The following is a 21,758-nucleotide window of genomic DNA, read 5'->3' as shown; positions in this document are numbered from 1 at the left end:
CGCATGCGTCTCTTGCTGCTGCGGCACGGCCAGACCCCGTCGAACGTGCGAGGACTCGTCGACACCGGCATCCCGGGCCCGCGGCTCACCGCGCTGGGCGAGCGCCAGGCCGCTGCGGTGCCGGCCGCGCTGGCGGGCCGCCGGATCGACGCGATCGCGGTCTCGACCCTGCTGCGCACGGCGCTCACCGCGGCCCCGCTCGCGGATCGCCTGGGCCTCGCGCCGACGACCTACGACGGGCTGCGGGAGGTGGAGGCCGGCGACCTGGAGATGTCCAGCGGCCACGAGGCGCACCAGGCCTACCTCTCGACGGTGTTCGCCTGGGCGCGCGGCGACACGAGCCGGCGCATGCCGGGCGGGCCCGACGGGGCGACGTTCCTGGCACGGTTCGACGACGCCGTCGCGCAGGTCGTCTCCGCGGGCGGGAGCACCGCGGTCGTGGTCTCGCACGGAGCCGCCATCCGGTGCTGGGTGGCCGCCCGTGTCGCGGGTCTCGACGTCGACGACGTCGAGCGGACGCCGCTGGACAACACCGGCGCGATCGAGATCGACGGCGACCCGACCGGCGGATGGCGGCTCGTCGCGTGGTCGACCGACCCCCTGGGCGGCCCGACGCTGCGCGACGACGCGGGTGACGATCCGACGGGTGCGCCGCTCGACGCGTGACGGCGCACGCCGTTGCCTGCCGGCCACTGCTCGCTGTCGAGCCGGCCGGGGGGCCGAGCCTTCACCGAGCCGGGACGGTGCACTCCTGGGAGGATCGGCTGCGTGGCCAACGGGATCGTGCTGCGCCGGGCGTCGCTTCGAGCGCGCTGCACCGGGGACGGATAGGCAGTGGGTGTTCACGTCGGCCTGTGCGGTTGGACCGTCTCCCAGGCGTCGTACGTGCGCCGCTTCCCCGTCGTCGAGGTCCAGCACACGTTCTACGAGCCCCCCACTGACGCCGTGCTGATGCGCTGGCGAGCCCAGGTGCCGGCCGGTTTCGAGTTCACGATCAAGGCGTGGCAGGTCGTCACCCACGAGTCCAACAGCCCCACCTACCGGCGGATGAAGCAGCCCTTGCCGGACGGCGCACGGGGCCAGGTGGGAGCGTTCCGGACCACGCCTGCGGTCCTCGCGGGATGGCAGCGGACCCTCGAGTGCGCCCGGATCCTGCAGGCCACCGCCGTCCTGCTGCAGTGCCCGAAGAGCTTTCGCCCGACTGCTGACAACGTCGGACGGCTGCGGAGCTTCATGACGCAGGTGGAGCGGCCGGCGGCGCGGCTGCTGTGGGAACCTCGTGGTGAGTGGCCCACGCAGCTGCTCACGGAGCTCTGCGCCGAGCTCGATCTCGCGCACGTCGTCGACCCGATGCAGACCGAGACCGTGACGCCCGAGCAGACGTACTACCGCCTGCACGGCACGACCGGCTCGCGTCACGTCCACTCCGACGACGAGCTGCGCCGGCTGCGGGACATGGTCGACGGCCGACCGTCGCCCTACGTCATGTTCAACAACCTCCCCCGCGTCGGCGACGCGGAGCGGTTCCTCGGCCTGCTCTGATCACGCCAGGTGCGTGAGGGCACCGCGCCACTCGTCCCGGCCGGCGAAGCCGGCGGGTGGGTCCTCCACCGGTTCACCCCCGGTCCCGCGCGGCCCGGCCTGATGCCTTCCCCGAGCCCGCGCAGTGCCGGCGCCCGCCCGGTCGGCACCGGGCGGGCGCCGGGGCGTCACAGGTCGAGCGGACGCAGCACGAACGAGATGCCGTGCGCGATCTGCGCGTTGCCGACGTTGATGTCGAGCTGGCTGCGCACCAGCAGCGGGTTCAGGTCGTTGCGGTCCGCGTCGCGCAGCACGACGATCGGGATCCGCTTGGACAGGACGTCGACCGTGAAGGTGCCGCCCTGGGCGGTGGTCAGTGCCGCCCCGTCGGACGCCAGTGCGGTGGCGGAGTCGATCGTGGCGCCGGGCACGACGTGGTAGAGCAGCACCTGCTCGATCGCGTCGATCCCCACCGCCTGCGCGAGGGCCCCGAACACCTTCTCCTCCGAGCCGTACCAGCGGTGCGTCAGGTCGTGCGCGAGCACCTGGAACGCGCGGTCGTTCGGCAGGAACGCGGTGAGCGGGACCGTCCCGTCCGCGAGCACCGCCACAGGGCTGCCGGGCTTGGCGGCGAGCACCGCGTTGACGGCGTTGTCGACGATGTCGTAGTCGTACCAGTTGCGGTCGAACCCGGCGCCGTCGGCGGCGAGCACCGAGGCGAGGCTCGTGGTGCCGGCGGCGGAGGCTGCGGGCGCGAGCCCGACGACCGCACCACCGGCGAGGGCGGTGGCGGCCAGGGACGCTGCGAGACGACGGATCCTCATGGAAGGACTCCTTGCGGGCGGTCGGGCGGCACGCGCTGCGCACCGCAGGGCGTCGTCGTCGACGCCCTGCCCCCTCTTCCCCTCCAGGGGCGTTCTCGGATGCACCCGCCGTCGTCCGGTTCGCGACGGTGCGATCCGCCGCGGCCGTGCCTCAGAAGGTGGAGGCGGTCCGCTCGAGGTAGCGGGCGACGATCCCCAGCTCGTCCTCGCTGAACTCGGCGTCCGTGCGTTCGAGGCTCTGCGTGTACTGGTGGTAGCGGCCGATGATCGGCTCGATCCTCTCGGCGACGAGCTCGATGTTGATGCGACGCCGATCCTGGGGGTCGCGCACGCGGCGGACGTAGCCCGCGGCCTCCAGGCGGTCGAGGACGCGTGTCACGGTGCTGGTCGGCAGTCCCGTGGTCCGGCTGAGCTGCTTGGGCGTGCGGACGTCCTCACGCAGGACGAGCAGGTGCAGCGTCTGGAGGTCGGTGACGAGCAGGTCGAGCTCGCGCGCGATGCGCTCGTTCCCGAGCACCGCGTTGACCAGCGCACCCTGGAGCGCCCGGCGGATCCGGTCGCCGTTCGGGCTCGACATCTCCCACCCCCGTGCGTAATCTCTCCAATACGGGACTATCCCGTTCACGTTACATCCCGGCTCGGGATGATCCCGGGTCGAACACTACCGGGGAGAGCCCGGTCCGCCTGGCGACGTGCCGGGAACAGGATCGTCGCGGTCGACGCACACCCGACGTCATCACCGACGCCGCTGGCCGCCGCGCCACGAGCCGCCCCTGGAAGGGAGCCACCTCATGTCCGACACCGGCACCTTGCCCGGATGGTTGAAGCCCGCCAACCGCCTCGTGAAGCTCCTGCACCGGCTCGGCGTGCCGCTCGGGACCATCCACATCATCACGATCCCCGGCCGCACCACCGGCGAACCGCGGTCGACGCCCGTCTCACCGCTCACCGTCGACGGTCGCCGTTACGTCATCGCCGGGCTCGCCGACTCGAGCTGGGCCAGGAACGCCCGCGCCGCCGGTCACGGTCGCCTCACGCGAGGACGCGCGCACGAGGACGTCGACCTGGTCGAGGTCACCGACCCCGCCGTTCGTAGGCGCGTCATGACCGCGTTCCCGACCGAGGTGCCCCACGGCGTCCAGTTCTTCATCCGCCTCGGGATCGTCGAGGGCGCCGAACCTGCCCAGTTCGCCGCAGCCGCCGACGAGGTCGCCGTCTTCGAGACGCGTCCCGCCGTGCACCGGCCCGCCGCGGCGCAGCCCTGACGGCGACCGTCCCGGCGCACGCTGCGGACCACGTCAGGGCAGAGGTTCGCTCAGCACCCGGTCGAGCGCCGCGCGTCCCGCCGGCCCCCACGCCGGCTTCCCGCCGGGCAGGCCGCGGTCCCCGTTCTGGCCCATCAGCATCAGGAAGAGGCTCTTCGCAGCGGCCAGTCCGCGGGCACGTCGGACGGTCGCCTCGTCGGCCTGCGCGTAGGCGGTGAAGAAGCGTGCGGTCGCGTCCGCCGGCAGCAGCAGCCAGGCCGCCGTGAGGTCCCACGCCGGGTCACCGGCGAACAGGTCGCCGAAGTCCACGACGCCGGCCAGCGTCCCGTCGGCGACGACGACGTTCGCCGGGTGCAGATCACCGTGCACCCACACCGAGGGGCCCTCCCATGCGGGGGCCGCGACGGCGTCGTCCCAGACGGCCCGGACGTCGGCGGTGTCCCGGCCGAGCGCCTCGGCATCGACGGAGCCGAGGAAGTGCTCGAAGCCGCCGGTGCAGTCCTTCGGGTGCGCGCCGCGGTCGGTGGCCACCGGTGCGTCGGCGGGCGCCTCGACGTGCAGCGCCCGGAGAAACGCCGCCAGGGCGTCGGCCGCGTGCTCGCCGCGAGTGATCGACCCCTGGTCCAGCGGCTGCCCGGGGACCCACGTCATGACGGTCCAGAGCTTGGAGAACCGTGCGGACGGCGCACCGTCGCGCACCGGGACGGGAACGGGCAGCGGCAGGCGCGGGGCGAGCAGCGGCAGCCACCGGCGCTCCTTGAGCTGGTGGTCCGGCGTCGTGTCCATCCGCTGGATCCGCACGGCCAGCTCGTCGCCGAGGCGCCACATCTGGTTCCCCCAGCCGCCGTCCACCTCGCGCAGGGGTAGGTCGGCCAGGTCGGGGTGCTGGTCGCGCAGCAGGTCGCGGACGAGATCCGCGCTGATCTCGCTCGTCGTCATGCGGAGCCACCCTAGTGATCAGGTCGGTCGGACGATCGGAACCGCACGGCGAGGCGCACGGTGCCGCCCTCCGGTCCGCGGACCTGGTGCGCGCCCGGTCCGCGGACCCGGCAGGCAGTTCTCAACCCCGACGAGCTGCAGCCTCGTGGATCGCGGTGACGCACTGGACCACGACAGCATCGATCTCGGACCCGTCCGGCGTGCGTCGCTCCCACACGAGGTCCGGTTCGACCGACTCGTCGACCGCGCCGTCGGGACGACGGGGCCACGCCAGCGTGCGGGGGTAGGCACCCGTCAGCGCGAGCGACCACCCCGTGCCGGCGACGCGCTCGTCGACCGCCGTGACGATCTGCTGCTCGATCTGTCTCGCCGCCTCGAGCGACCCCGGGTCGCACCTGGCGATCGCGAACGCGAGGGCCTCGGTGTGCTCGTCCTCGTCGCCGTCCCACGCCCGTGCGAGCTCCTCCAACGCCGGCAGCAGCACGGGGTCCGCGAGCTCTGCCGCCGCCTCGAGCGCCACGAGCCCGATGAGCGTGTCGGGCTCCTCGATCAGAGCCCGGACCCGGGTGAGCGCCTCGGGGTCCGCTCGACGGGCCAGCCCCAGCAGCGCCTCAGCTGCTGTGTCGTGGTCCTCGTCGTCCAGCCGGGCGCGCAGCGCGGCGCGGATCGCGGGTGAGTCCTGCGACCACTGGGAGCCCAGGCCGAAGGTCGCCCAGTCACGGACTCGGGGATCGGGGTCCGACGAGAGCGTGATCAGCGCATCGAGCGCCCGCTCGGTCGGGGGTGCGGCGTAGGGCATGCCCGGGACGGACATCGCCACCGCGCGGCGCACGCCGGGAGCCGGGTCTCCCGCGAACGACAGCAGCTCGTCGAGCCACGCGACGTCCTCCGCCTTGCCCAGGGCGTCCACCAGGTCCTCGCGGACGTCGTCGTCCCTCTCCGCACGGGCCGCGCGCACCAGCTCGGGGAGCACGCGCGCGCCGAAGGGTCGTCCCTCCGGGTATCCGAACTGTCCGAGGACCCACGCCGCGGCCCGGCGGTGCCACGGGTCGTCGTGCGACAGCGCGCTCAGAGCCAGCTCGAGGACGGACACCTCCGCCTCGACCTGGAGCTGCTGGACCAGCGACGCCGCCTCGTCGTCCAACGCGGCGTCCTCGGGCCCCTGACCCAGCGCGAGCAGCCGCACCCACCGTGCGTCGACCTCAGCCATGATGCGACGGTATCGCTCGGTTGTCGGCGCGGACGTCCTCGGCGCAGGTGGCTTGTCGTCACGGGCGGGCGAACCCTTGGCTGTTCCAAGGGTTTCGTACACGGTCAGGGGATGGCTGCTCGCGGCGAGATCCACGGCAAGGCGGTCGACGACGCCCAGATCCAAGCATGGGCCGACGAGGCGGAAGCCGGCTATGACCCCGCAGCCCTGCGACGCCGGGGACGGCCCACCGCGGGCGAAGGTCCCGGTGTCGTGGTCACGGTCCGGCTCGACGGCCCCACGCTCGCGGCGTTGACGCGGCGCGCCGAGGCTGAGGGCTTGCCCAACCGGACCGAGGCCATCCGGGCCGCAGTGCGCGCATGGGCGCACGTTGCGTGACATCCACCCCTCGGCACGCAAGCACTACTCCCGCGACCGCCTGACGGACGGTCACCTGCGGGACGCCGCCGAGGCGCCCGTGTACCGCCAGCGGCTCGACGATGAGGACGACCCCCGACGCCGCTCCTTCTCGGCTTCGACAGCGCCAGCCGGCTGCTCGAACTCGTGATCCTGGAGTTCGACTCGGGGTGACGAGCTCATCATCCACGCGATGAAGGCGCGCGAGCAGTACCACTCCTTGCTGTCCTGACGCCCTTCCTCAGGTCCATGAGGAGTGCGTCGCTCGAGCCCCGGTCATGTCTCGATCAGCGCGCGTTCGGGTCGCTGCCCTGGAGGCGGACGAGTCCGAGGCCGCCGCCGGGGACGCACACGTAGACGACGAACGACCGGCCCGCCCCCTGAGCCTGTGCCCAGCTCAGCACGTCGACCACGTCGCCGCCGCGCAGCTCGTACTCGTCGGACGCGCCGTCGGCGGCATGGAAGTACACCCGATAGCTCGGCTGGTCCAGCTCCCACGTCTGGTCGCGAGGGTCGACCGACCTGATGTCCACGCCGTCGAGCCTGGCAGAACGGACCTCACACGCCGGCGAGGAAGTCGTCGACCACCTCGCGAAGTCGAGTACGGCTCTCGCCGATCCAGAACAGGTGCGAGGGCGCCCCGAGCTCGACGAGGCTCGCTCGCGGGATGGTGGAGGCGAGGTCCTCGGCGTGCGCCCAGGCGACGCCACCGTCATGCCGCGAGCCTGTGACCAGCGTCCGGCACGGCGCCCGCTGCTGCGCCGCGCGACGGATCGGTCCCTCGTCGGTTCCGGCGTGGGCGAGATCGATGACGAACCCACGTCCGGACCGCATCGAGGCGAAGGCGTCCCGCATCTCCGCCCGGTCCGCCTCCGTGACCTGGGGGAGCCACGTGGCCAGGGGCACCGTCGACAGCGGTGCCAGCATCATGCGCAGGCCGACCTCGGGCGCCCGGCGCATCAGCGTCCTGGTGGCGCCCCACACGTGCCGTTCGACCCTCGGATGGAACATGACCGGCCCGAGCAGCCGCTGCAGCGCGACGTCCGGGTACGGCAGCGTCGACGGGGCGGCCGAGTGCAGGATCAGCGAGCGCGCCCGAGCGGGCCGCTGCACGGCGTACTGCACGGCCTGCTGCCCGCCGAACGACGTGCCCACCACAGCCGTGAACTGATCGACCCCGAGCGCGGCACGCACCTCGTCGATCTGCGGTGCGAAGTCGGCGGGGGAGAGCGGCCCCACGTCGGTGCCCCCGTACCCCGGGCGCGACACGGCGGCGACGCGGTGTCCGAGCTCGACGTACACCCGGCAGGCAGGAGCAGCCTCTGCGGACTCGTGCCCCCCGTGGAGGTACAGGACCGTGTCGCCCGGCGTGCCGGCATCGGCACGCACCACGACCTCGACGACGCCCGCCGACGTCCGGACCACGCGACGCTCGGTGTCCACCGCGTTCTCCTTGTCCGCCCCGACCACCAGGAGGCGGCGTCCCGGGTCGTCCCCTGTGCTCCCAGCATGGCGGTGGAGGTCAGCGGGTCCGTGCCGGACGCGCCCGGCCGACGCGGCTGCGTCCCGACCAGCCGCACGTCGCCGACCCTGCCAACCAGGCCGGCAGCGCCACCGGCACCGCGCCGCTCACCGCCGGTCGTCTGGCTCTCGGTATGGCGACCTGGCAGCGGCGACACGACGCGGCACGGAGGTCAGCCGACGGTCGCCGTCCCGCCGAGGTATCGAGGTCCGTGCCGGTTCCGTCGGGCGGATCGCGACGGCCCCGACCTCGACGAGCTGGTGGCGCAGTCCGGGGCCACCGCCGGATGACGGCGGCGCCGTCAGAGCGGCAGGAGGTCGGCTCCCAGGGAGGTGATCACGGCCCCGCGCCTGTCCTGCTCCGAGCAGCCGGCGAACCCGCCCCGGTCGAAGACCAGACGGACGTAGTCGACCAGGGCCATCTCGTCGGTGGTGACGATGCGGCCGTCTGCGGCGGCGTCCGGCAGCACGACGCCGTACGGAGGGCCGCCGCTCACGTTGTCCTTGTGGAGGGCGTCGGGGGCCACTGGGAGCTGGAACCGCTCACCGTCGGCCGTGTCCTCCCACTGGTCGAGCTCGTCCAGGAGCAGCGCCCGCATGTCCGCGCCCGCGTAGCGGGTGCCCTCGACCTCGAGCACGAGCGGGTCCGCGGCGGACGCGCCCGCCCACCGCGGGTGCGTCCCGACCAGCCACACGTCGCCGACGAGGCGGACCCAGGACGACAACGTCATCGGGATCGTGCCGAACGTCTGCTCCAACCAGCGCACGTGCTCCGCAGCGCCGGCGCTCGCGGGCGCGAACGGCACTGCCGGCGTCTGCGCGTCGTCGTTCTCGTGGAAGCGATAACCCTGGTCGCTCAGCCGGTCGATGATCCGCTCGAGGTTGATCCGCACGCGCCGCGCCCACTCGTCGCACACAGCCTGGGCCTCCGGGGCGTACTCCGGTTCCCGCACGCGGTGACCGAGGTCGCCCAGCTCGCGCCAGACCTCCCGGTGCGCTCCGCCCCGATAGCGCGCCAGCCAGTCACCGTGTGATCCCACGCCCGGATTGTGCCGCAACCGCGTCGAACGGGAGGGGCGTCACCCGCGAGCGGCCTCGCGGAGTTCCCGCACGAGCGCCTGCCACGAGTCGCACAGGACCACGCTCGGCCACCGAGGCGACGACTCCTTCGTCCATGTGAGGTGAACCCAGGCCCAGAGATCCTCCTGGGGCAACCAGAAGACGACCTCCTTCTCCGGTCGGTGCACCGCCACTGCCTGCACCGGTAACCCGTGCAGGCGGTGGCCTTCGACGACCTCGCGTGCGAGCTCCGCCTCCAGTCGCCAGCGGCAGCGATCCCGTAGGTCTCGGCCCACCGGTCGGAGAGCATCGTCATCTCGAAGGTCGGAGCGTGGTCCATCCGAGAAGTCTGCCGAGGGCGCGCCTACGGCTCCGGGGGTGGCGACGCCCCCTCGAACGCCGCGGCACGGGACAGGGCCAGGGTGAGGCGGTGGCCCGGGTACTCCTCGAGGGGGTAGCGCCGGCGGTAGTAGCAGTCCCAGTAGCTGATGACCCGCGCCCGCAGCAGGCGCAGCATCTCGGGGTTCTGCGCCAGCACCCGTCCGTAGGCGCGCTGCTGCGGCGAGCCCTCGACATCGACATCCGTCAGGAACGCGGCGACGTCGTCGACGATCTCCACGACGTACTCGTCGACGAGCTTGACGACGTACGGGACGACCCACGGCTGCAGCGCGCCGGGCCCGTCCAGCAGCGTGCGCAGTGCCCTCTGTCGCACGTGGCCGTCGTGGTGACGTGTGTACGCGCACGCGGTCACGACCGGAGCCAGCGGCGTGACGAACGAGGTGTCCGCGGGCAGGGCGGCGTGGTAGATGCGGTACGGGAAGGCGAGCATCTCCCCGTCGAGCGCGACCGGGATAGACCGCGGTGGCGGCGACTTCCTCGCCGACAGGCAGCGTTAACCGGTGGACCGGGAACGTGTTCGTGCAGGCGGACGCCTCGAGGTCGACGTCGAGCAGCCCGTCCAGACGGGGTGCAGGTCGGCCGTCGACGGTCCAGCTGCCCTGGCCGTCGGAGAGGAGCTCGGTGGTGCGCAACCCGTCCACGGTGTCGGACGAGACGCGGACCGACCGGGTTCTCCAGTCGCCGTCGAGCGTGATGTCGTACGCGACGGCGTGCGCCCGACCGCCCTCGACGGCGGACGTGTGGCCGCGCAACCGGCCCGGTTCGAGGTAGGCCACCTCGAACCCGTCGACCGCGTCGACGAACCGCCAGGCGGCGAACGGCGGGAACGACATGTACACGGCCCCAGGCAAACAGTCGGACGGGGGGCACGCCAGGGCGCGGCGGCGGACCCGCACCACCGTGCAGCGAGTCATCGAACGTTCCGGAGCCGGAGGTCTGGCCTGCGGTGGGACACCTCGATGAGACGCGGGCGCCCGTGGTCCTCGCGGGGCTGCACCAGGCGGTCCCGGTGGCGCGCCGGGCTCAGCCCACCCGGACCAGCTGCCACTGCTGGCTGGAGCCCGGTCCAGTCGGAGTACTGGACGATGTTGCCCCAGTCGGCGGGCGCGCGTACCCGGGCGACGCTGTGTCTCAACGCGTCGCGTAGCGGCTCTTCCACCCCTGGGGACCCGCCGGGTCGACGACGGGTGGTTCGTTCCCGACGGCCGCGCGCAGGGCGTCGACGTGATCGCCCAGGGCGGCGGCGGCCGTCCGCGACAGGTCCAGGACCTCGCTCTCGAAGTCCGCGCGGACGGTGGAACGTGACCTCCATGCCAGGGCCAGGTCCTCCAGTGCGCGGTGCAGGGGGTGGCCGCCCTCATCGGTGAGGGTGGCAGCGGTCGTGGTGGCGTGGGCCGCGGCGTCGCCGAGCGCTGTCCTGTACTGGTTGGGGCGGAAATCCGGGGTCAGTCCGGTCGACATGAGGGCTCCGTGGCGGGAGTGGGCTGGGGGCGGGGCTGGCGTGGGGTCAGCTCGGCCAGGGGGCGTTGGTGGTCTCGGGCAGGGTGGCTGCGCGTTCGACCGCCGTGGCCAGGAGTGCCTCGTGGTCGAGGTGGGGGTCGTGGCCGGGGCGCCAGCCGATGGTGAGCATGACGATGATGTCGTCGTCCGTGGTGGTCCACGTGGTGCGGATGTGCCAGGCGTGGGGGGTGTTCTCCCGGTAGACCTCGTCGAGCACGGGCGCCTGAGGGGTGCCGGTGACGGTGACCACGGAGGTGACCTCGGTCGCGACGGGCTCCCAAGCGACGCACTGGCTCGCGCGGTCGTCGATCGCGGTCAACGTCTCGTCGACGTCGTCGGACGTGTCGTAGCGGGTGGCCTGGGACCAGACGATGACCTCGCCGTGGTCGCCGGTGCTCCACGCTGCGCTGGCGTACGCTTCGCGCCCAGAGCTGCCGGACGATCCGCTCGGCACCAACGGAACGTCACACCTGAGCTCGAACCGTGGTGGGTCGGTGTCGCGTTCCTTCTGCGCGGACGGGATGCCCCACCACGGGCCGGCCCAGTCCTGGCCGAGGTCGTCGGTCGTCAAAACCCCGGCGGTCGCCCCGCGGGGGTCGACGGCTTCCTCAACTGCCTGACTGCAGCCGGTGAGCAGAAGCGCTGCCGCGCACACCGACACTGCCAGGCCGCGGACCCTGCTGGGGTGTGTCGTGATGGTCATGAGTCAATCCGTCGGGTAGAGGACGAGGAACTCCCTGATGAACTTCTCCCCGAACTCCCCTGGGTCGAGAAGTTCTCCGAGGTTCCGTGGGTAGGTCAGTTCGTCCGCGGCCATGCCGGTCATCCTGAACTCTTCGTAGGTCAGGGCTCCGCCGTCGGCGTGACGCAACGGCGCGGCCAGGTCCGCGGGTGCGGCACGCGATGTCGCGAGGGCGGAGATCGCCTGGTAGTAGGCGCGTTCCCTCGCGGCGGCGGCCTCCTTCGTCGCCCCCTCGACCCTCTCCATCACGGTGAGGTCCGGCACGAGCGCGCTGACAACGGTCCGCTGGGCGCCGTCGAGCGGCTGCCCGTTCTGCGCGTAGGTGGCTGCGACGGCGCGCACGCCGTTGGCGATGTCACCGGTGATAGCACCCGCCGCCCCACTCACGCTGACCACGGTGATGAGGGACGTGGTCCACGCCTCGGTGCGTGCCGCGTCCACCTGGGCGTCGTCGATGTCCCGACGTCCGACCGCGTGCGTGAGCATGCCCTCAAGCCCAGCCTGCGACTTCCAGGCCGCCGTGAACAGACCGGTCGGGTGACCGTCGAGCTGGTCGCCGGCCTGATCCCTGACCAGGACCGTCCCCTGCGCCTCGAGCGAGTCCTCAAGGGCACCGAGCGCGATGCCGTACTTCACCGCGGCATACCGGTCGACCCCGGCGCGCAGCGTCGCCGTCGACTCGGTGGTGGCCGACGCCAACGTCACGAACGCCCCCAGCGGCGACTGCGTGCGGGCGTCCCCGCCGCTGGTGCGAGCATCGAAGACGGGCAGCACCCCGAGCTCTCCCGTGTGGAACCAGGCAGTTCCGGCGTCGATGACCTCGGCAGTCCCGACGTCCATCTGGATGCTCCGCGTTGCCGAGTCCATGGCGAGCGCGTGCGTCGCCAGGATCATGGCGAAGTTGTTCGCGGCGTCCGTCGGTCCGTACCCGCCGGTCAGCACGTCCCGGTCGATGTCGGTCCGGGTGCCGATGAGGTTGACGACAGCGGCGGTGAGCGACGCCACCGCCCGGGCGGTCGCGGGGTGGGCCAGCAGATCGGGGTCGGTCGTGGCGGCCACCATCGCGCGGCTCACCGCCGAGAACTGGTCGTCCCACGGGCGGTCGTGCAGCCAGTAGGTCATGCGGGCGGTCGCCTCACGGTGGTCGGACCCCTCGGTGAAGAACGTCACCGTGGCGGCGGGGTCACGGGCCAGTGCGGACATCAGGCCGATCCCGGGGTCCCACGACGCCGGCGACGTCCCACCGCCGGGCAGCTGCGGGAAGAACCCTGCCCACGGGTTCAGACCCGTGAGCCGCCGCGTCCACAGCATGTCGTCCGCGGGACGTCCCACCGCCGCTGCCGCGTCGCCTTCGTACTCGTCGAGACCCCGCGCGATCGTCAGGGTCAGTGCCGAGCTGTGCTGCTGGCTGTCCAGGAGGTAGGACAGGGCCCCGCCGTACCCGGCGACGAAAGGGCTGACCGGGTCACCCTCGTGCGGGCCGGTCGCCGCACCGACGGCTTCGGCCGCGAACCTCGAGCGCTGCGCGTCGTCCCAGCCGCGGTCGGCGACGTGCAGCAGGTACCGCAGGGACGACATGGTGCGCCGCTGCGTCTCACCGGGCGCACCACCCGGCGGGGTGCTGGACGCGATCCGGGTCATCAGGTCCAAGGTCTCGCCGCCCCCCAGCGTCGACAGGAAGGACGCCGCGAAGCCGGTGCTGTTGCGGTGGCGCATCACGACGCCGTCGAACCACGCCAGTGCCCCGGTGTCCTGCGGGTCGAGGCCGCGTGCCGCGAAGGCCAGCTCCCTGCCCATCGCCGCGTACAGGTCCTCGCCCTCGACGTCGGGAACCTCGACCGCGGTGCTCCCCACGTCCCAGGCCGAGCGGCCCGCCTCGATCGCCGTCGCCAGGTCGACGCGCGTCTGCAGGTCGGCAGCCAGGGCGCGGATGCGGGCCGTCACCGGTGGGAGCCGGGACAACGACGCGCTGTCCACCTCCAGCCCTGCCGCACGGGTGCGCAGCTCGTGCTGTGCCTCGTCCAGGTCGTCCGCAACGCGCCGCATGCTCGCGACGACCCCGGACGCGTCCTCGATCTGGATGAACCCCACGCCTGCTCCTCCTCGCTCCCGCCAGGAGGGTTCCCCGACCGAGACGGAGCCTAGCGACCGGGCGCCCGATCTGGGCCGGTTCGTCCACAGGCACGGTCCTGCCCGAACGTCTCACACCCGCACGCCCGCACCAGCCCGTCGCGCGCGCCGAGCACCAGCCGATGGTGGTGTGGAGTCCAGGTGGGGCGCGTCTGTAGGAACTCAGCGGAGTTGTCCGCGTGGCGCGGTCATGACCCGCGGGTGTACAGGTGGGTGAGACGACGGGCGTCCCATCTTCCTGTCCGAATCCTCAGAACCTGTCCCACGAGTGGCCCGTTCCCCGATCCAGTAGCCCGCTGGTGAACGTCGGTCGTGGGTAGGCACGATGGCGGGGTGAGCAGAGGACCGGAACAGCGAGAGCGCCGGGACGGGGCAGAGCGACCGCCGGAGCCGAGTCCTGCCGGAGACGGCGGTGAGTGGCCCTCGCCGATTCGTGACGGGGAGTGGCTCGATGCCGCTGGGACGCGATGGCGGCGCCGTGGCGGTCTGTGCACGGACAAGCGCGTGAGGCGCCTGCTGGGTTCGCCCGAGGTCAGGGTCCTGCTGTTCTACGGACCACACGCACCGACGGACGTCGAGCCAGCCGATCGGGACGCGTTGTGGCAGCGGATGCGCCGCTACCTCAAGGAGCCGGCGGTTCGCGATCCCGGCGACCACACCGACTTCGATACCGGGGAGTTCCGGGACGACCAGCGCCGCACGCTGCTGGTCATCGAGGAGTCGTGCTGATCGAGCAGGTTCGTCGCGGGGCACGGCCAGGTCTCACATACCTGTCCGAGGCCCCGGCGGTACGCGCCGCTGCAGACGGTCGATCGTCCGCACCACCTCGTCGCGGTGCTGTGCCGAGGTGATCCACGACGGCAGGCGCTCGAGCATGCTGGTGGGGCCGAGGTCTTCCGGCGTCTCGCGCAGCTTCGCGGCGACGTGGGCGCGGAGCACGCCGAGATGCCGTTCGTTGTAGGCCCACAGCACCCGCCCGCCGCAGCACGGACTCTGCAGCCACAGCGGCGCGCCGAAGTAGGGGTCGGTCGCTCCACCCCACGCGCTCCCCGACCTCGGTGGACGTTCCTGCACCAGAGAACAGTGCGGGCACACGAGGCGGCGGGGCCACGACCCGAGCCACTCGTCGCTCCGTGACGTCACGACGACCCTGGCGCAGGCCTGGCAGGAAGGACAGGTCACGAGCACGTCCTCGGCGGTGAGCTCGTAGGCCGTCAGCCCGGGGTCGCGGTGCCTCACGCCGTGCCTGTCGTCGTCTGTACCGTCCACGGCGCCAGTGTCGTCGACACGACGGGATCGCCCGTCAGGACGACCTCGTCGAGGAAGCTCATGGAACCACCCGGGGCTGAGTCGTAGGCAGGACTCGTCATCGTCCAGCCTGGGCACCCTGCAGGAGGCCTGCGTCGAACCAGACGTCCTCGTAGCCCGGGGCGATGAGGAAGCGCCAGCCGGGTGCGAGCTCGAGGTAGGGGCGGACCCACTGGCTCAGTGGGCCAAGGTGCTCGACATGGCGCGGCTCGAAGAAGTCGGCCGCCGAAGAGAGCTCCTCGCCCGCCCAGATGTACCAGCCGCACGCGCGCCCGGCGGGAGGGTGCCGTAAGCCGTTGATGGGTAGAAGGCCCGTTCCGACTGCCTGCGCGACGCCGACGATCTCCCCCGGGAGGACCGGCGACCGGTCAGCGCCGAACCGCCCGGCCACGTCGCCGCCCCGACCAAGCGCTGTCTCCGCCATGCGCACAGAGGTTACGAGGGCGACGTCCTGCAAGCAGCGGCGGCCGCCGCTCCTGTAGGAGCTCAGCGGAACTGTCCGCATGGCGCGGCCCTGACCTGCGGGTGGACAAGAGAGCGAGATGACGGACGTCTCATCTTCCTGTCCGAATCCTCAGAATCCGCCCCCGAGTGGCCCTGGAGCCGCGGACGGTGGCAGTGGAAACCGGCGCGGTGCGCACCTGCGACAAGGCGTTCTACGTGACCAAGCCGCAGCGCAGCTTGCTCTGGCCAGCGTCCACGAGAAGGCGGCCAAGAGTGGCAAGCGCAGCCGGCTCCCGGTGCGGACCTACCCGTGCGACGTCTGCGACGGGTGGCACCTGACCTCCAAGGTCACAAGCCGCCGTGGGACCGCGTCTCCCACTGGGGTCGACCAGAAGGCGCCGGGCATCTTCAGCAGCGCGCTGACGTGGGACCGGACAGGAGGGTGAGCCTCGGCCGGGAGCGGCGAGACGCTCGAGCGCCTGGACCAGCGTGTCCTCGGACAGGGTTGTCGTAGGTCGCGCCGGACTCGACGAGCGCCCGCACATGGCTGTGCCCGTCGGTCGCGCTTCCGCGACCCGGTGGGCACAGCGTGCTCAGAGCTCGCGCATCATCGTGTCGGAGCCCCCGTTGCGCCCGACCGTCACGAAGCCGTGCCGGGCGTAGAGCGCGCGGGCGGGGGCGTTCCCGTCCTCGACGCTCAGACTCAGCGCCCGCCACCCGAGGTCGCGGGCCTGTCGGAGGCAGCCGGCAAGCAGCGCGGAGCCCAGGCCCCGGCCGTGGTGGGGGCGAGCGACGGCCATGCCGAGCTCGGGGACGTCGTCCGCCACGTAGCCGTAGCCCGGCGTGGCCGCGGGCAGGGCGCGTGCCCAGACGGCTCCGAGCGGGGAGCCGTCGTCGTCGGTCGCGACGAGCCCGAAGTCGTCCGGGCGCTTCCACCCGCCGAGGTACCGCTGGGTGTGGGGGTCCGCGACGATCTCGGCGCGGGTGAACCGCGGGGTGCCGTCCCAGTTGAACGCCTCGAGGAGCAGGTCGAGCAGCAGCTCGATATCGTCGCCGGTCGCGTCGCGGAGCATCACGCCCGCGATCCTGGCACGGTGCCCCCCGATGCCCACGAGAATTCCGAGCGCCTCGGAGGACCGAGCTCCTGCTGCACCCGAGGGTGGTTCACCCGCGCTGGGGAGCCATGTCGTAGGTAACCCACGGGGTCCGGGTGGTCAGCTCGTCGTAGAGCGCGCGGGTGTCGGCGTCGTCGGCGGCGGTGATCCAGCGCACGACGCTCGCGCCGCGTTGGGCGGCGAGGTCGGCCACCGCACCCAGTAGGGCCGTGCCGACACCCGCGCGACGCCGACACCCGCGCGACGGGCCGCGGGACCGGTGAACAGGTCGTCGAGGTACAGGCCGACGGTGCCGGTCGAGGGGCGGGCGCGACTCGTGATGGGCCTCCTCGTGATGGCTGCGGCCGCCTCAGGCCAGGGAGGGCCAGGGGATCTCGATCTCGAGGCAGTACTCGTAGCCGTCTTCGTCGACCCAGCAGATCTTGAAGGTCTTGTGGCCGTCCAACGGCCAGGGCAGGTGTCCCAGCCGCCCTCTTGATCTGAAGTTGATGCTCCCTACAGGTCCGCTGGAGGCGTTCGTCAGAGTGAAGCCGCCCAGGTTTGCAGCGACCTCCGCCTCGTCCATGCCGGACATGGCTGCCAGTTCCGAGACCAGCTTCTCGATGACCTCGTTCGCCTTCTCCGGCTTGACGTCCTTGGTGTGCCGCGCCGCGGCCGTGACCAGTTCTCTCACCTGGTCCAGCTTCCCGCTGTTCGTGACGTGTTCCATCTCCGGGCTCCCCGCAGCCGATAGATCGCTCGTCGCAGGCTTCGAGTGTGCACCTCTGTGGTCGCGGGCAACAGGGCCGTGTTCGCCGGTCGAGGAACTCAGAAGACCTGTCCGCCAACGCGGGGCCGGCTGGATCGTGCGGCGGTGGGCGCGTGACGGGCACGAACGGCTGTATGCGGAGACGCCCGGCGGGACGGCGCTGGGGTACCTCGTCCTGAAGACGGGCCGTTCCACTCCGACGACCTGTCGAACCTGCCGCTGTTCGAGGCGGCGATCAGCGACCACCTGGCACCTCGGCGCGGCGCTGCCTCGTCGGGCGCCATCGGTGTGGCGACGCGCGAGCCGTCCTCGGCCGACGCGCCCCCTGCGTGGACCGACATCAGTGGTGCGCGTCCTGGCAGCGCGGCGCGTGAGCAGGCCGTCGCCGCACGAGCCGCCCAGGGCCGCTTCACGGGCTTCCTCGCGCGTCTTCGACGTCAGGACCGAGGAACGGGCGTGGCGGATCGGCGCCGACGGTGAGGAGGCGGTCGCGGCGCAGATCACGTCACTCGGTCCGCAGTGGCGAGTTCTGCACGCCGTGCGGGTGGGTCAGCGGGACGCGGACATCGACCACGTGGTCATCGGCCCGGCGGGTGTGTTCACCGTGAACGCCAAGCACCACCCACACGCCTCGGTCTGGGTCAGGGGTGACACGTTCATGGTCAACGGCCGGCGGGTGCCGTACGTCCGCAACAGCCGCCACGAGGCCGGCCGCGCGTCGCGGTTGCTGACCGAGCACGCCGGCTTCCCGTCGACGCGGTGGGCGTCATCGCAGGGGTGGGTGCGCGCCGCGGCCTCACCGTGAAGCAGCAACCGCGGGACGGGGGCCGTGGTCGTCGTCGCCCGGCGGTGACTGCGCGCGTACCTGCAGGGACTGCCGACCCGCCTCGACGTCGGCCAGGTCGAGGCGATCGGCGACGTCGCCCGACGGTCCACGACGTGGCGCTGAGGTCAGCTGGTCGAGGACCTGCGAGACCGGGGCCGCGCTGACCCGAGAGGGAGGGTGGCTCCTCCGAGTGCTGGCTACGACGCCCGTCGTCTCAGCTGGCTGGCCGAGTCCTCGGCGACGTCGATCGACCCGACGAGTCAGGCGAACCGCACGGCGATGCCCGCGCAGGTGACCCGGACATCAGCCGGTGTCGTCGAGGAACGCGAGGATCGCCCCGGCGAGCCGCTCGGGCTGGTCCTCGGGGACGAGGGTCGAGGAGTCGGCGATCTCGACCAGGCGCCCGGCGGGGTAGAGGGCCGCGAGGCGAGGCCCGTGGTCCCGAGGCATCAGCGGGTCGTCCTGCGCCCACACCACCAGCACGGGTCCCGTGAAGTCGGCAAGCCGCTCGGACCAGGACAGGAGCGTCGCGCGGTCCGGTGCCGAGGCCGCGAACGCCGCGAAGTCGCGCCGGATCGCCCGGGACCTCCTCGCGGGTGCGATCCAGTCGTCGAACACCTCGTCCGGGATGCCGCGCAGGCTCATGGCGCCGTAGGCGCGTGGGCTGTGCCGGAACCAGCGGGTGCGCATCAGCTGCACGACCAGCCAGATCCCGCCCGGCACCCGGGCGGCCGCCGCCAGGGCCTTGGCCGGTGCGGGCGGGAAGTTGTCGAACGCCTCGCACGCCACCAGCACCATGCGCCCGACGCGTTGCGCGCGACCCTCGGAGACCAGGAACTGGCCACCGCCCCAGTCGTTGAGCACGAGGGTCACGTCCGTGAGGTCCAGCCGCTCGAGGAGCTCGCCGAGCAGCAGCGCCACGCCACGGTGGGTCAGGTCAGCACCCGGGCGCATCGGTTGCCGGTGGCCGCCGAGCGGGAGGGTCGGCAGGATGCACCGGCACCCGGTGAGCAGTGGCACGACCTTGCGCCACTGCGTCTCGTTCATGGGCACGCCGTGCGCGAAGACGAGCACGGGTCCGTCGCCGCCCGTGTCCTCGTAGTCGATGCGGCCCGCGCTCAGCTCGATGTGATGGCGCATGGTTCACGCTGACACGCCCCGGTGCGGGCCGTCGACCGTCACGTGTCGACCGTCATGACCGTCATGAGTCGACCGTCATCGTCAGCGTCAGGCGAACCGCACGGCGACGGCGGGGTGGTCGAGCACGAGGCCGTCTACGCCGACGAGCAGCGTCAACCGGCGGGCCACCACCCGCTCATGGAGCCAGGAACGTGCGCATCTCGTCGTGCTCGTGTCCTCGGGCGCACGTCGAGGGCGCGTGGGAGAAGCGCTGGTCGCCCCTTTCACCGGCGAGCTCGCGGTTTTCCCGCTGACACGGTGTCGAGAGTCGCGGGCGCGGAGCCTCGCTATCGTTCGGGCCCATTCGGGCGGGCCCCCAGCCGTCGCCAGGAGCCGACGGTCCAGCTCCGCACGCGCGTGCGTGGTGGGCGTCACCCCCACGAGCTACCGGGCGTGCTCCGGGAGCGGGCCACCATCTCATCGTGGCCGGGTCTTCCGGCCGGGCACCCCCGAGGGCAGGTGCGACGTGGCACGCTCGTGCGTATGAGCCGCGACTCCCTGTGGGTGACCGAGCAGGAGTCGTACGCCGACGTCGTCGACGGGTACGAGCGGGCCTGCCGTCACGCCGACGCCACGATCGACGCGCTGCCGATCGATGCCACGGGCTACGTCCCCTGGTGGCCGCAGCCCGACGTGACGCCGCCCAACGTGATGGTCCACGTCCTGACCGAGACCAGCCGTCATGCCGGGCACGCCGACATCCTGCGCGAGCAGATCGACGGCACCGACGGCGCGGGCACGACGACGTCAGTACGCGACGAGGCCGACTGAGCCGCGCACCGGTCGAGGGTCGAGGAGGCGGCTCGGGCGGCTGGCTCGCTCGGCTGACCGAGTGAGCGGACACCCGGACGCGACGCCGGAGACGGCAATCCCGAGAACCCTGTCGTGAGCGACGGCTCAGCGGGCCACGTTCGTCCGGCTGAACACCTGCTGGACGAGACGGGTGAACGGCCCGACCGTCGGCTCGGTCGGCCACTCCGGAGCGCCGGCACCTGCCGGCACCATGGCGCCGAGGACCGCTGTGCGCACGCTGTCGGCGTCGACGTCCATCGCGTGCAGCAGCCGTGACGCGCGCGCGGCGGGCTCGAGCACCGCGAGCCACAGGATCGCGCTGCCCACCTTGCGCTCCTTCGGCAGGGCGCCGGTGCGCCGCAGCTGCCCCCACTTCGCTGTCGCCTGGTTCAGTGCCGACTGCAGCTCGGGGGTGTGCTTGTTGCGCGGTGGCGCGCCGCCCGCGCGTCGAGGCGTCGCTGCCATCGCCGGGTCGGGGGCGGAGATCCCGAGCCGAGCCAGGTGGGGGGCGTCGTCCAGCGCGCCGTGCACGGCGTCACGCACCACCGACGTCGTGAGGCTCGGGAACGACCGGACGACCCGCTGCGTGAGGTCGTCGTCGGAGGCCAGCAGCCCCAGCAGGACGTGCTCGGAGCCGAAGTCGCGCGCTCCCAGGGCGGTGGCCTCGTTCTTCGTCGCCGTCATCACCGCGACGAAGGACTGGTCATACATCAGCATCTTTGCTCCATCTCCGTGGGCCGCGTGGCCGGCTGTGCTTCTTGTGGACCGTCTGGCGCGTCACCTGGAGCTCGACGGCGATGTCCGCCCAGGACATCCCCTGCTCTCGCGCCCGGGCGACGTGCACGTCCTCCAACCTGTCCGCCAGTCGGTGCAGCGCAAGGACCATCCGCAGCCCTTCGCGGGGGTCCCCCTCCGACGCTGCCGCTTCCACCTGCCTGAGGTCCATGGCTGTCAGCCTGGTCTGACATGCGCTGCGTGTCAACCCAATCTGACACCCGGAGGGCCGGAGCGGCGCGACGTGCTCCACCTCGACGGCGGCTCCCTCGAGTCCGCGGACGTCGTCGTGGGCTGCGCCCTGGTCGGTACCGGCGTCCGCTGGCAGGCTGCTGCCGTGCCTCTGACTGCTGAGCCGGTCGTTCCCGCAGATCGGTGGGACGGGTCCAGCCAGCCCACGTTGGCCGCTGACGGACTTGTGCTCCGCCGGTGGCATCGGGAGGACGCCGCGGCCGTCCGCGCGGCCTACGACGACGACGCGATCCGCCGGTGGCACGCCCGGACGATGGCCGACGAGGACGAGGCCCGGGCGTGGATCGAGGGCAAGAACGCCGCGTGGCGCGCAGGCACAGCCGCCGAGTGGGCGGTGGTGGCGCCGACAGCCCGCGTCGATGAACCCGCGCAGGAGGGCAGTGCGTCGGCGGGCGGCTCCGTCGTGGGGCGCGCCGCTCTGACTCACCTGAACCTGTTCGAGGGCTACGCCGCGCTGGCCTACTGGGTCGTCCCCGAGGCCCGCGGACGGCGCGTCGCCGTGCGCGCAGGCACGGAGGTGCTGCGCTGGGCGTTCGAGGACCTCGGCCTGCACCGCGTCGAGGTCGAGCACTCCACCCGCAACCCTGCGTCGTGCCGCGTCGCCGAGCTCCTCGGCTGCCGCGCCGAGGGCGTACGACGCGGCCACGCGCTGCACGCCGACGGCCACCACGACATGCACCTGCACGCACGGCTGCGCACCGACGTGCCCCTGGGTGCTCTGACCTCGACATCGGCCACTCCCTGAGGTCGTCCGGTCCCGAACGGGCCGAGAAGCAAGGGGGCGACGACCGGGTCGAGCGCGGAGCCTCGC

At 72.3% G+C, this 21,758-nt stretch carries 25 protein-coding genes and 2 pseudogenes; 8 read left to right on the top strand and 19 right to left on the bottom strand.

Annotated features, from left to right (window positions below):
* Window positions 1–3 precede the first annotated feature (3 nt).
* Window positions 4–666: a histidine phosphatase family protein gene (locus tag J1G43_RS17625; RefSeq protein ID WP_207341874.1), complete on the top strand. Its 663-nt coding sequence runs from the start codon at window positions 4–6 to the stop codon at window positions 664–666.
* Window positions 667–834: 168 nt separating this feature from the next.
* A complete protein-coding gene (locus J1G43_RS17620) occupies window positions 835–1,542 on the top strand; it encodes a DUF72 domain-containing protein (RefSeq protein ID WP_249670701.1) in 708 nt (235 codons plus the stop codon).
* A gap of 167 nt (window positions 1,543–1,709) precedes the next feature.
* On the opposite strand, the gene J1G43_RS17615 is transcribed toward J1G43_RS17620, so the two are convergent.
* On the bottom strand, window positions 1,710–2,345 hold the full coding sequence (locus J1G43_RS17615; RefSeq protein WP_207378958.1) for a fasciclin domain-containing protein: 636 nt from the start codon (window positions 2,343–2,345) through the stop codon (window positions 1,710–1,712).
* Window positions 2,346–2,496: 151 nt separating this feature from the next.
* On the bottom strand, window positions 2,497–2,922 hold the full coding sequence (locus tag J1G43_RS17610; RefSeq protein ID WP_207341876.1) for a MarR family winged helix-turn-helix transcriptional regulator: 426 nt from the start codon (window positions 2,920–2,922) through the stop codon (window positions 2,497–2,499).
* 214 nt (window positions 2,923–3,136) lie between these two features.
* Between J1G43_RS17610 and J1G43_RS17605 the strand changes: the two genes are divergently transcribed.
* Window positions 3,137–3,610 (top strand): nitroreductase/quinone reductase family protein, encoded by a 474-nt coding sequence (locus J1G43_RS17605; protein WP_207341877.1) that lies wholly within the window; start codon window positions 3,137–3,139, stop codon window positions 3,608–3,610.
* 33 nt (window positions 3,611–3,643) lie between these two features.
* Here J1G43_RS17605 and J1G43_RS17600 read toward each other — a convergent pair whose 3' ends face one another.
* Both J1G43_RS17600 and J1G43_RS17595 read right to left on the bottom strand, forming a co-directional pair.
* Window positions 3,644–4,549, bottom strand: coding sequence for a phosphotransferase (locus J1G43_RS17600; protein WP_207341878.1), 906 nt, complete (start codon window positions 4,547–4,549; stop codon window positions 3,644–3,646).
* A gap of 121 nt (window positions 4,550–4,670) precedes the next feature.
* Window positions 4,671–5,759, bottom strand: coding sequence for a HEAT repeat domain-containing protein (locus tag J1G43_RS17595; RefSeq protein WP_207378957.1), 1,089 nt, complete (start codon window positions 5,757–5,759; stop codon window positions 4,671–4,673).
* Between the two features lie 111 nt (window positions 5,760–5,870).
* Here J1G43_RS17595 and J1G43_RS17590 point away from each other — a divergent pair, with 111 nt between their 5' ends.
* Window positions 5,871–6,137, top strand: a complete 267-nt coding sequence (locus J1G43_RS17590; RefSeq protein ID WP_207371065.1) for a ribbon-helix-helix domain-containing protein — start codon at window positions 5,871–5,873, stop codon at window positions 6,135–6,137.
* Between the two features lie 305 nt (window positions 6,138–6,442).
* Here the strand turns inward: J1G43_RS17590 and J1G43_RS17585 are convergent, their stop codons facing one another.
* The 8 genes and pseudogenes from J1G43_RS17585 to J1G43_RS17555 all read right to left on the bottom strand — a co-directional run bounded on the left by J1G43_RS17585 (window position 6,443) and on the right by J1G43_RS17555 (window position 13,470).
* Window positions 6,443–6,688 carry a hypothetical protein gene (locus J1G43_RS17585; protein WP_207371064.1) on the bottom strand — a complete coding sequence of 82 codons (246 nt, stop codon included), beginning with the start codon at window positions 6,686–6,688 and terminating at the stop codon, window positions 6,443–6,445.
* Window positions 6,689–6,713: 25 nt separating this feature from the next.
* Complete coding sequence (locus J1G43_RS17580) at window positions 6,714–7,598, bottom strand: alpha/beta fold hydrolase (protein ID WP_207371063.1); 885 nt, start codon at window positions 7,596–7,598, stop codon at window positions 6,714–6,716.
* A gap of 380 nt (window positions 7,599–7,978) precedes the next feature.
* Entirely contained in the window at window positions 7,979–8,716 is a 738-nt protein-coding gene (locus tag J1G43_RS17575; protein ID WP_207371062.1) for a hypothetical protein, read from the bottom strand.
* Between the two features lie 383 nt (window positions 8,717–9,099).
* Window positions 9,100–9,567, bottom strand: coding sequence for a hypothetical protein (locus tag J1G43_RS19225; RefSeq protein ID WP_242635967.1), 468 nt, complete (start codon window positions 9,565–9,567; stop codon window positions 9,100–9,102).
* 34 nt (window positions 9,568–9,601) lie between these two features.
* Window positions 9,602–9,970, bottom strand: a pseudogene (locus J1G43_RS19795) (putative glycolipid-binding domain-containing protein); the annotation flags it as partial.
* 298 nt (window positions 9,971–10,268) lie between these two features.
* Complete coding sequence (locus J1G43_RS17565) at window positions 10,269–10,598, bottom strand: hypothetical protein (RefSeq protein ID WP_207371060.1); 330 nt, start codon at window positions 10,596–10,598, stop codon at window positions 10,269–10,271.
* Window positions 10,599–10,644: 46 nt separating this feature from the next.
* Window positions 10,645–11,091: a hypothetical protein gene (locus J1G43_RS17560; RefSeq protein WP_207378955.1), complete on the bottom strand. Its 447-nt coding sequence runs from the start codon at window positions 11,089–11,091 to the stop codon at window positions 10,645–10,647.
* Between the two features lie 252 nt (window positions 11,092–11,343).
* Window positions 11,344–13,470, bottom strand: a complete 2,127-nt coding sequence (locus J1G43_RS17555) for a hypothetical protein (RefSeq protein ID WP_207371058.1) — start codon at window positions 13,468–13,470, stop codon at window positions 11,344–11,346.
* 543 nt (window positions 13,471–14,013) lie between these two features.
* On the opposite strand from J1G43_RS17555, the gene J1G43_RS17550 reads away from it, so the two are divergent.
* Window positions 14,014–14,238 carry a hypothetical protein gene (locus J1G43_RS17550; protein WP_207371057.1) on the top strand — a complete coding sequence of 75 codons (225 nt, stop codon included), beginning with the start codon at window positions 14,014–14,016 and terminating at the stop codon, window positions 14,236–14,238.
* A gap of 33 nt (window positions 14,239–14,271) precedes the next feature.
* On the opposite strand, the gene J1G43_RS17545 is transcribed toward J1G43_RS17550, so the two are convergent.
* The 5 genes and pseudogenes from J1G43_RS17545 to J1G43_RS17525 all read right to left on the bottom strand — a co-directional run bounded on the left by J1G43_RS17545 (window position 14,272) and on the right by J1G43_RS17525 (window position 17,085).
* Window positions 14,272–14,778 carry a hypothetical protein gene (locus tag J1G43_RS17545; protein ID WP_207378954.1) on the bottom strand — a complete coding sequence of 169 codons (507 nt, stop codon included), beginning with the start codon at window positions 14,776–14,778 and terminating at the stop codon, window positions 14,272–14,274.
* Between the two features lie 97 nt (window positions 14,779–14,875).
* A complete protein-coding gene (locus J1G43_RS17540; protein ID WP_207378953.1) occupies window positions 14,876–15,241 on the bottom strand; it encodes a hypothetical protein in 366 nt (121 codons plus the stop codon).
* A gap of 613 nt (window positions 15,242–15,854) precedes the next feature.
* Window positions 15,855–16,334, bottom strand: a complete 480-nt coding sequence (locus J1G43_RS17535; protein WP_207800704.1) for a GNAT family N-acetyltransferase — start codon at window positions 16,332–16,334, stop codon at window positions 15,855–15,857.
* 91 nt (window positions 16,335–16,425) lie between these two features.
* Window positions 16,426–16,593: pseudogene (locus J1G43_RS17530) on the bottom strand (GNAT family N-acetyltransferase); the annotation flags it as partial.
* Between the two features lie 132 nt (window positions 16,594–16,725).
* Entirely contained in the window at window positions 16,726–17,085 is a 360-nt protein-coding gene (locus tag J1G43_RS17525; RefSeq protein WP_207371052.1) for a hypothetical protein, read from the bottom strand.
* On the opposite strand from J1G43_RS17525, the gene J1G43_RS19220 reads away from it, so the two are divergent.
* On the top strand, window positions 16,979–17,929 hold the full coding sequence (locus J1G43_RS19220) for a nuclease-related domain-containing protein (protein ID WP_242635993.1): 951 nt from the start codon (window positions 16,979–16,981) through the stop codon (window positions 17,927–17,929). The two genes, J1G43_RS17525 and J1G43_RS19220, sit on opposite strands and share 107 nt — an antisense overlap.
* Window positions 17,930–18,253: 324 nt before the next feature.
* Here J1G43_RS19220 and J1G43_RS17515 read toward each other — a convergent pair whose 3' ends face one another.
* Window positions 18,254–19,090, bottom strand: a complete 837-nt coding sequence (locus tag J1G43_RS17515) for an alpha/beta fold hydrolase (RefSeq protein WP_207378952.1) — start codon at window positions 19,088–19,090, stop codon at window positions 18,254–18,256.
* Window positions 19,091–19,612: 522 nt separating this feature from the next.
* Between J1G43_RS17515 and J1G43_RS17510 the strand changes: the two genes are divergently transcribed.
* Window positions 19,613–19,900, top strand: a complete 288-nt coding sequence (locus J1G43_RS17510) for a DUF664 domain-containing protein (protein WP_207378951.1) — start codon at window positions 19,613–19,615, stop codon at window positions 19,898–19,900.
* A gap of 126 nt (window positions 19,901–20,026) precedes the next feature.
* On the opposite strand, the gene J1G43_RS17505 is transcribed toward J1G43_RS17510, so the two are convergent.
* Entirely contained in the window at window positions 20,027–20,638 is a 612-nt protein-coding gene (locus J1G43_RS17505) for a Clp protease N-terminal domain-containing protein (RefSeq protein WP_207378950.1), read from the bottom strand.
* Here J1G43_RS17505 and J1G43_RS19715 point away from each other — a divergent pair.
* Window positions 20,580–21,692 (top strand): GNAT family N-acetyltransferase, encoded by a 1,113-nt coding sequence (locus J1G43_RS19715; RefSeq protein ID WP_372437922.1) that lies wholly within the window; start codon window positions 20,580–20,582, stop codon window positions 21,690–21,692. The two genes, J1G43_RS17505 and J1G43_RS19715, sit on opposite strands and share 59 nt — an antisense overlap.
* Window positions 21,693–21,758: the final 66 nt, after the last annotated feature.

It is taken from the genome of Cellulomonas sp. zg-ZUI22 (assembly GCF_017353535.1).
Lineage (GTDB): Bacteria > Actinomycetota > Actinomycetes > Actinomycetales > Cellulomonadaceae > Cellulomonas > Cellulomonas wangleii.
The sequence above is the reverse complement of the archived record's forward strand: the minus strand, read 5'-3'. Positions and strand labels throughout refer to the sequence as shown.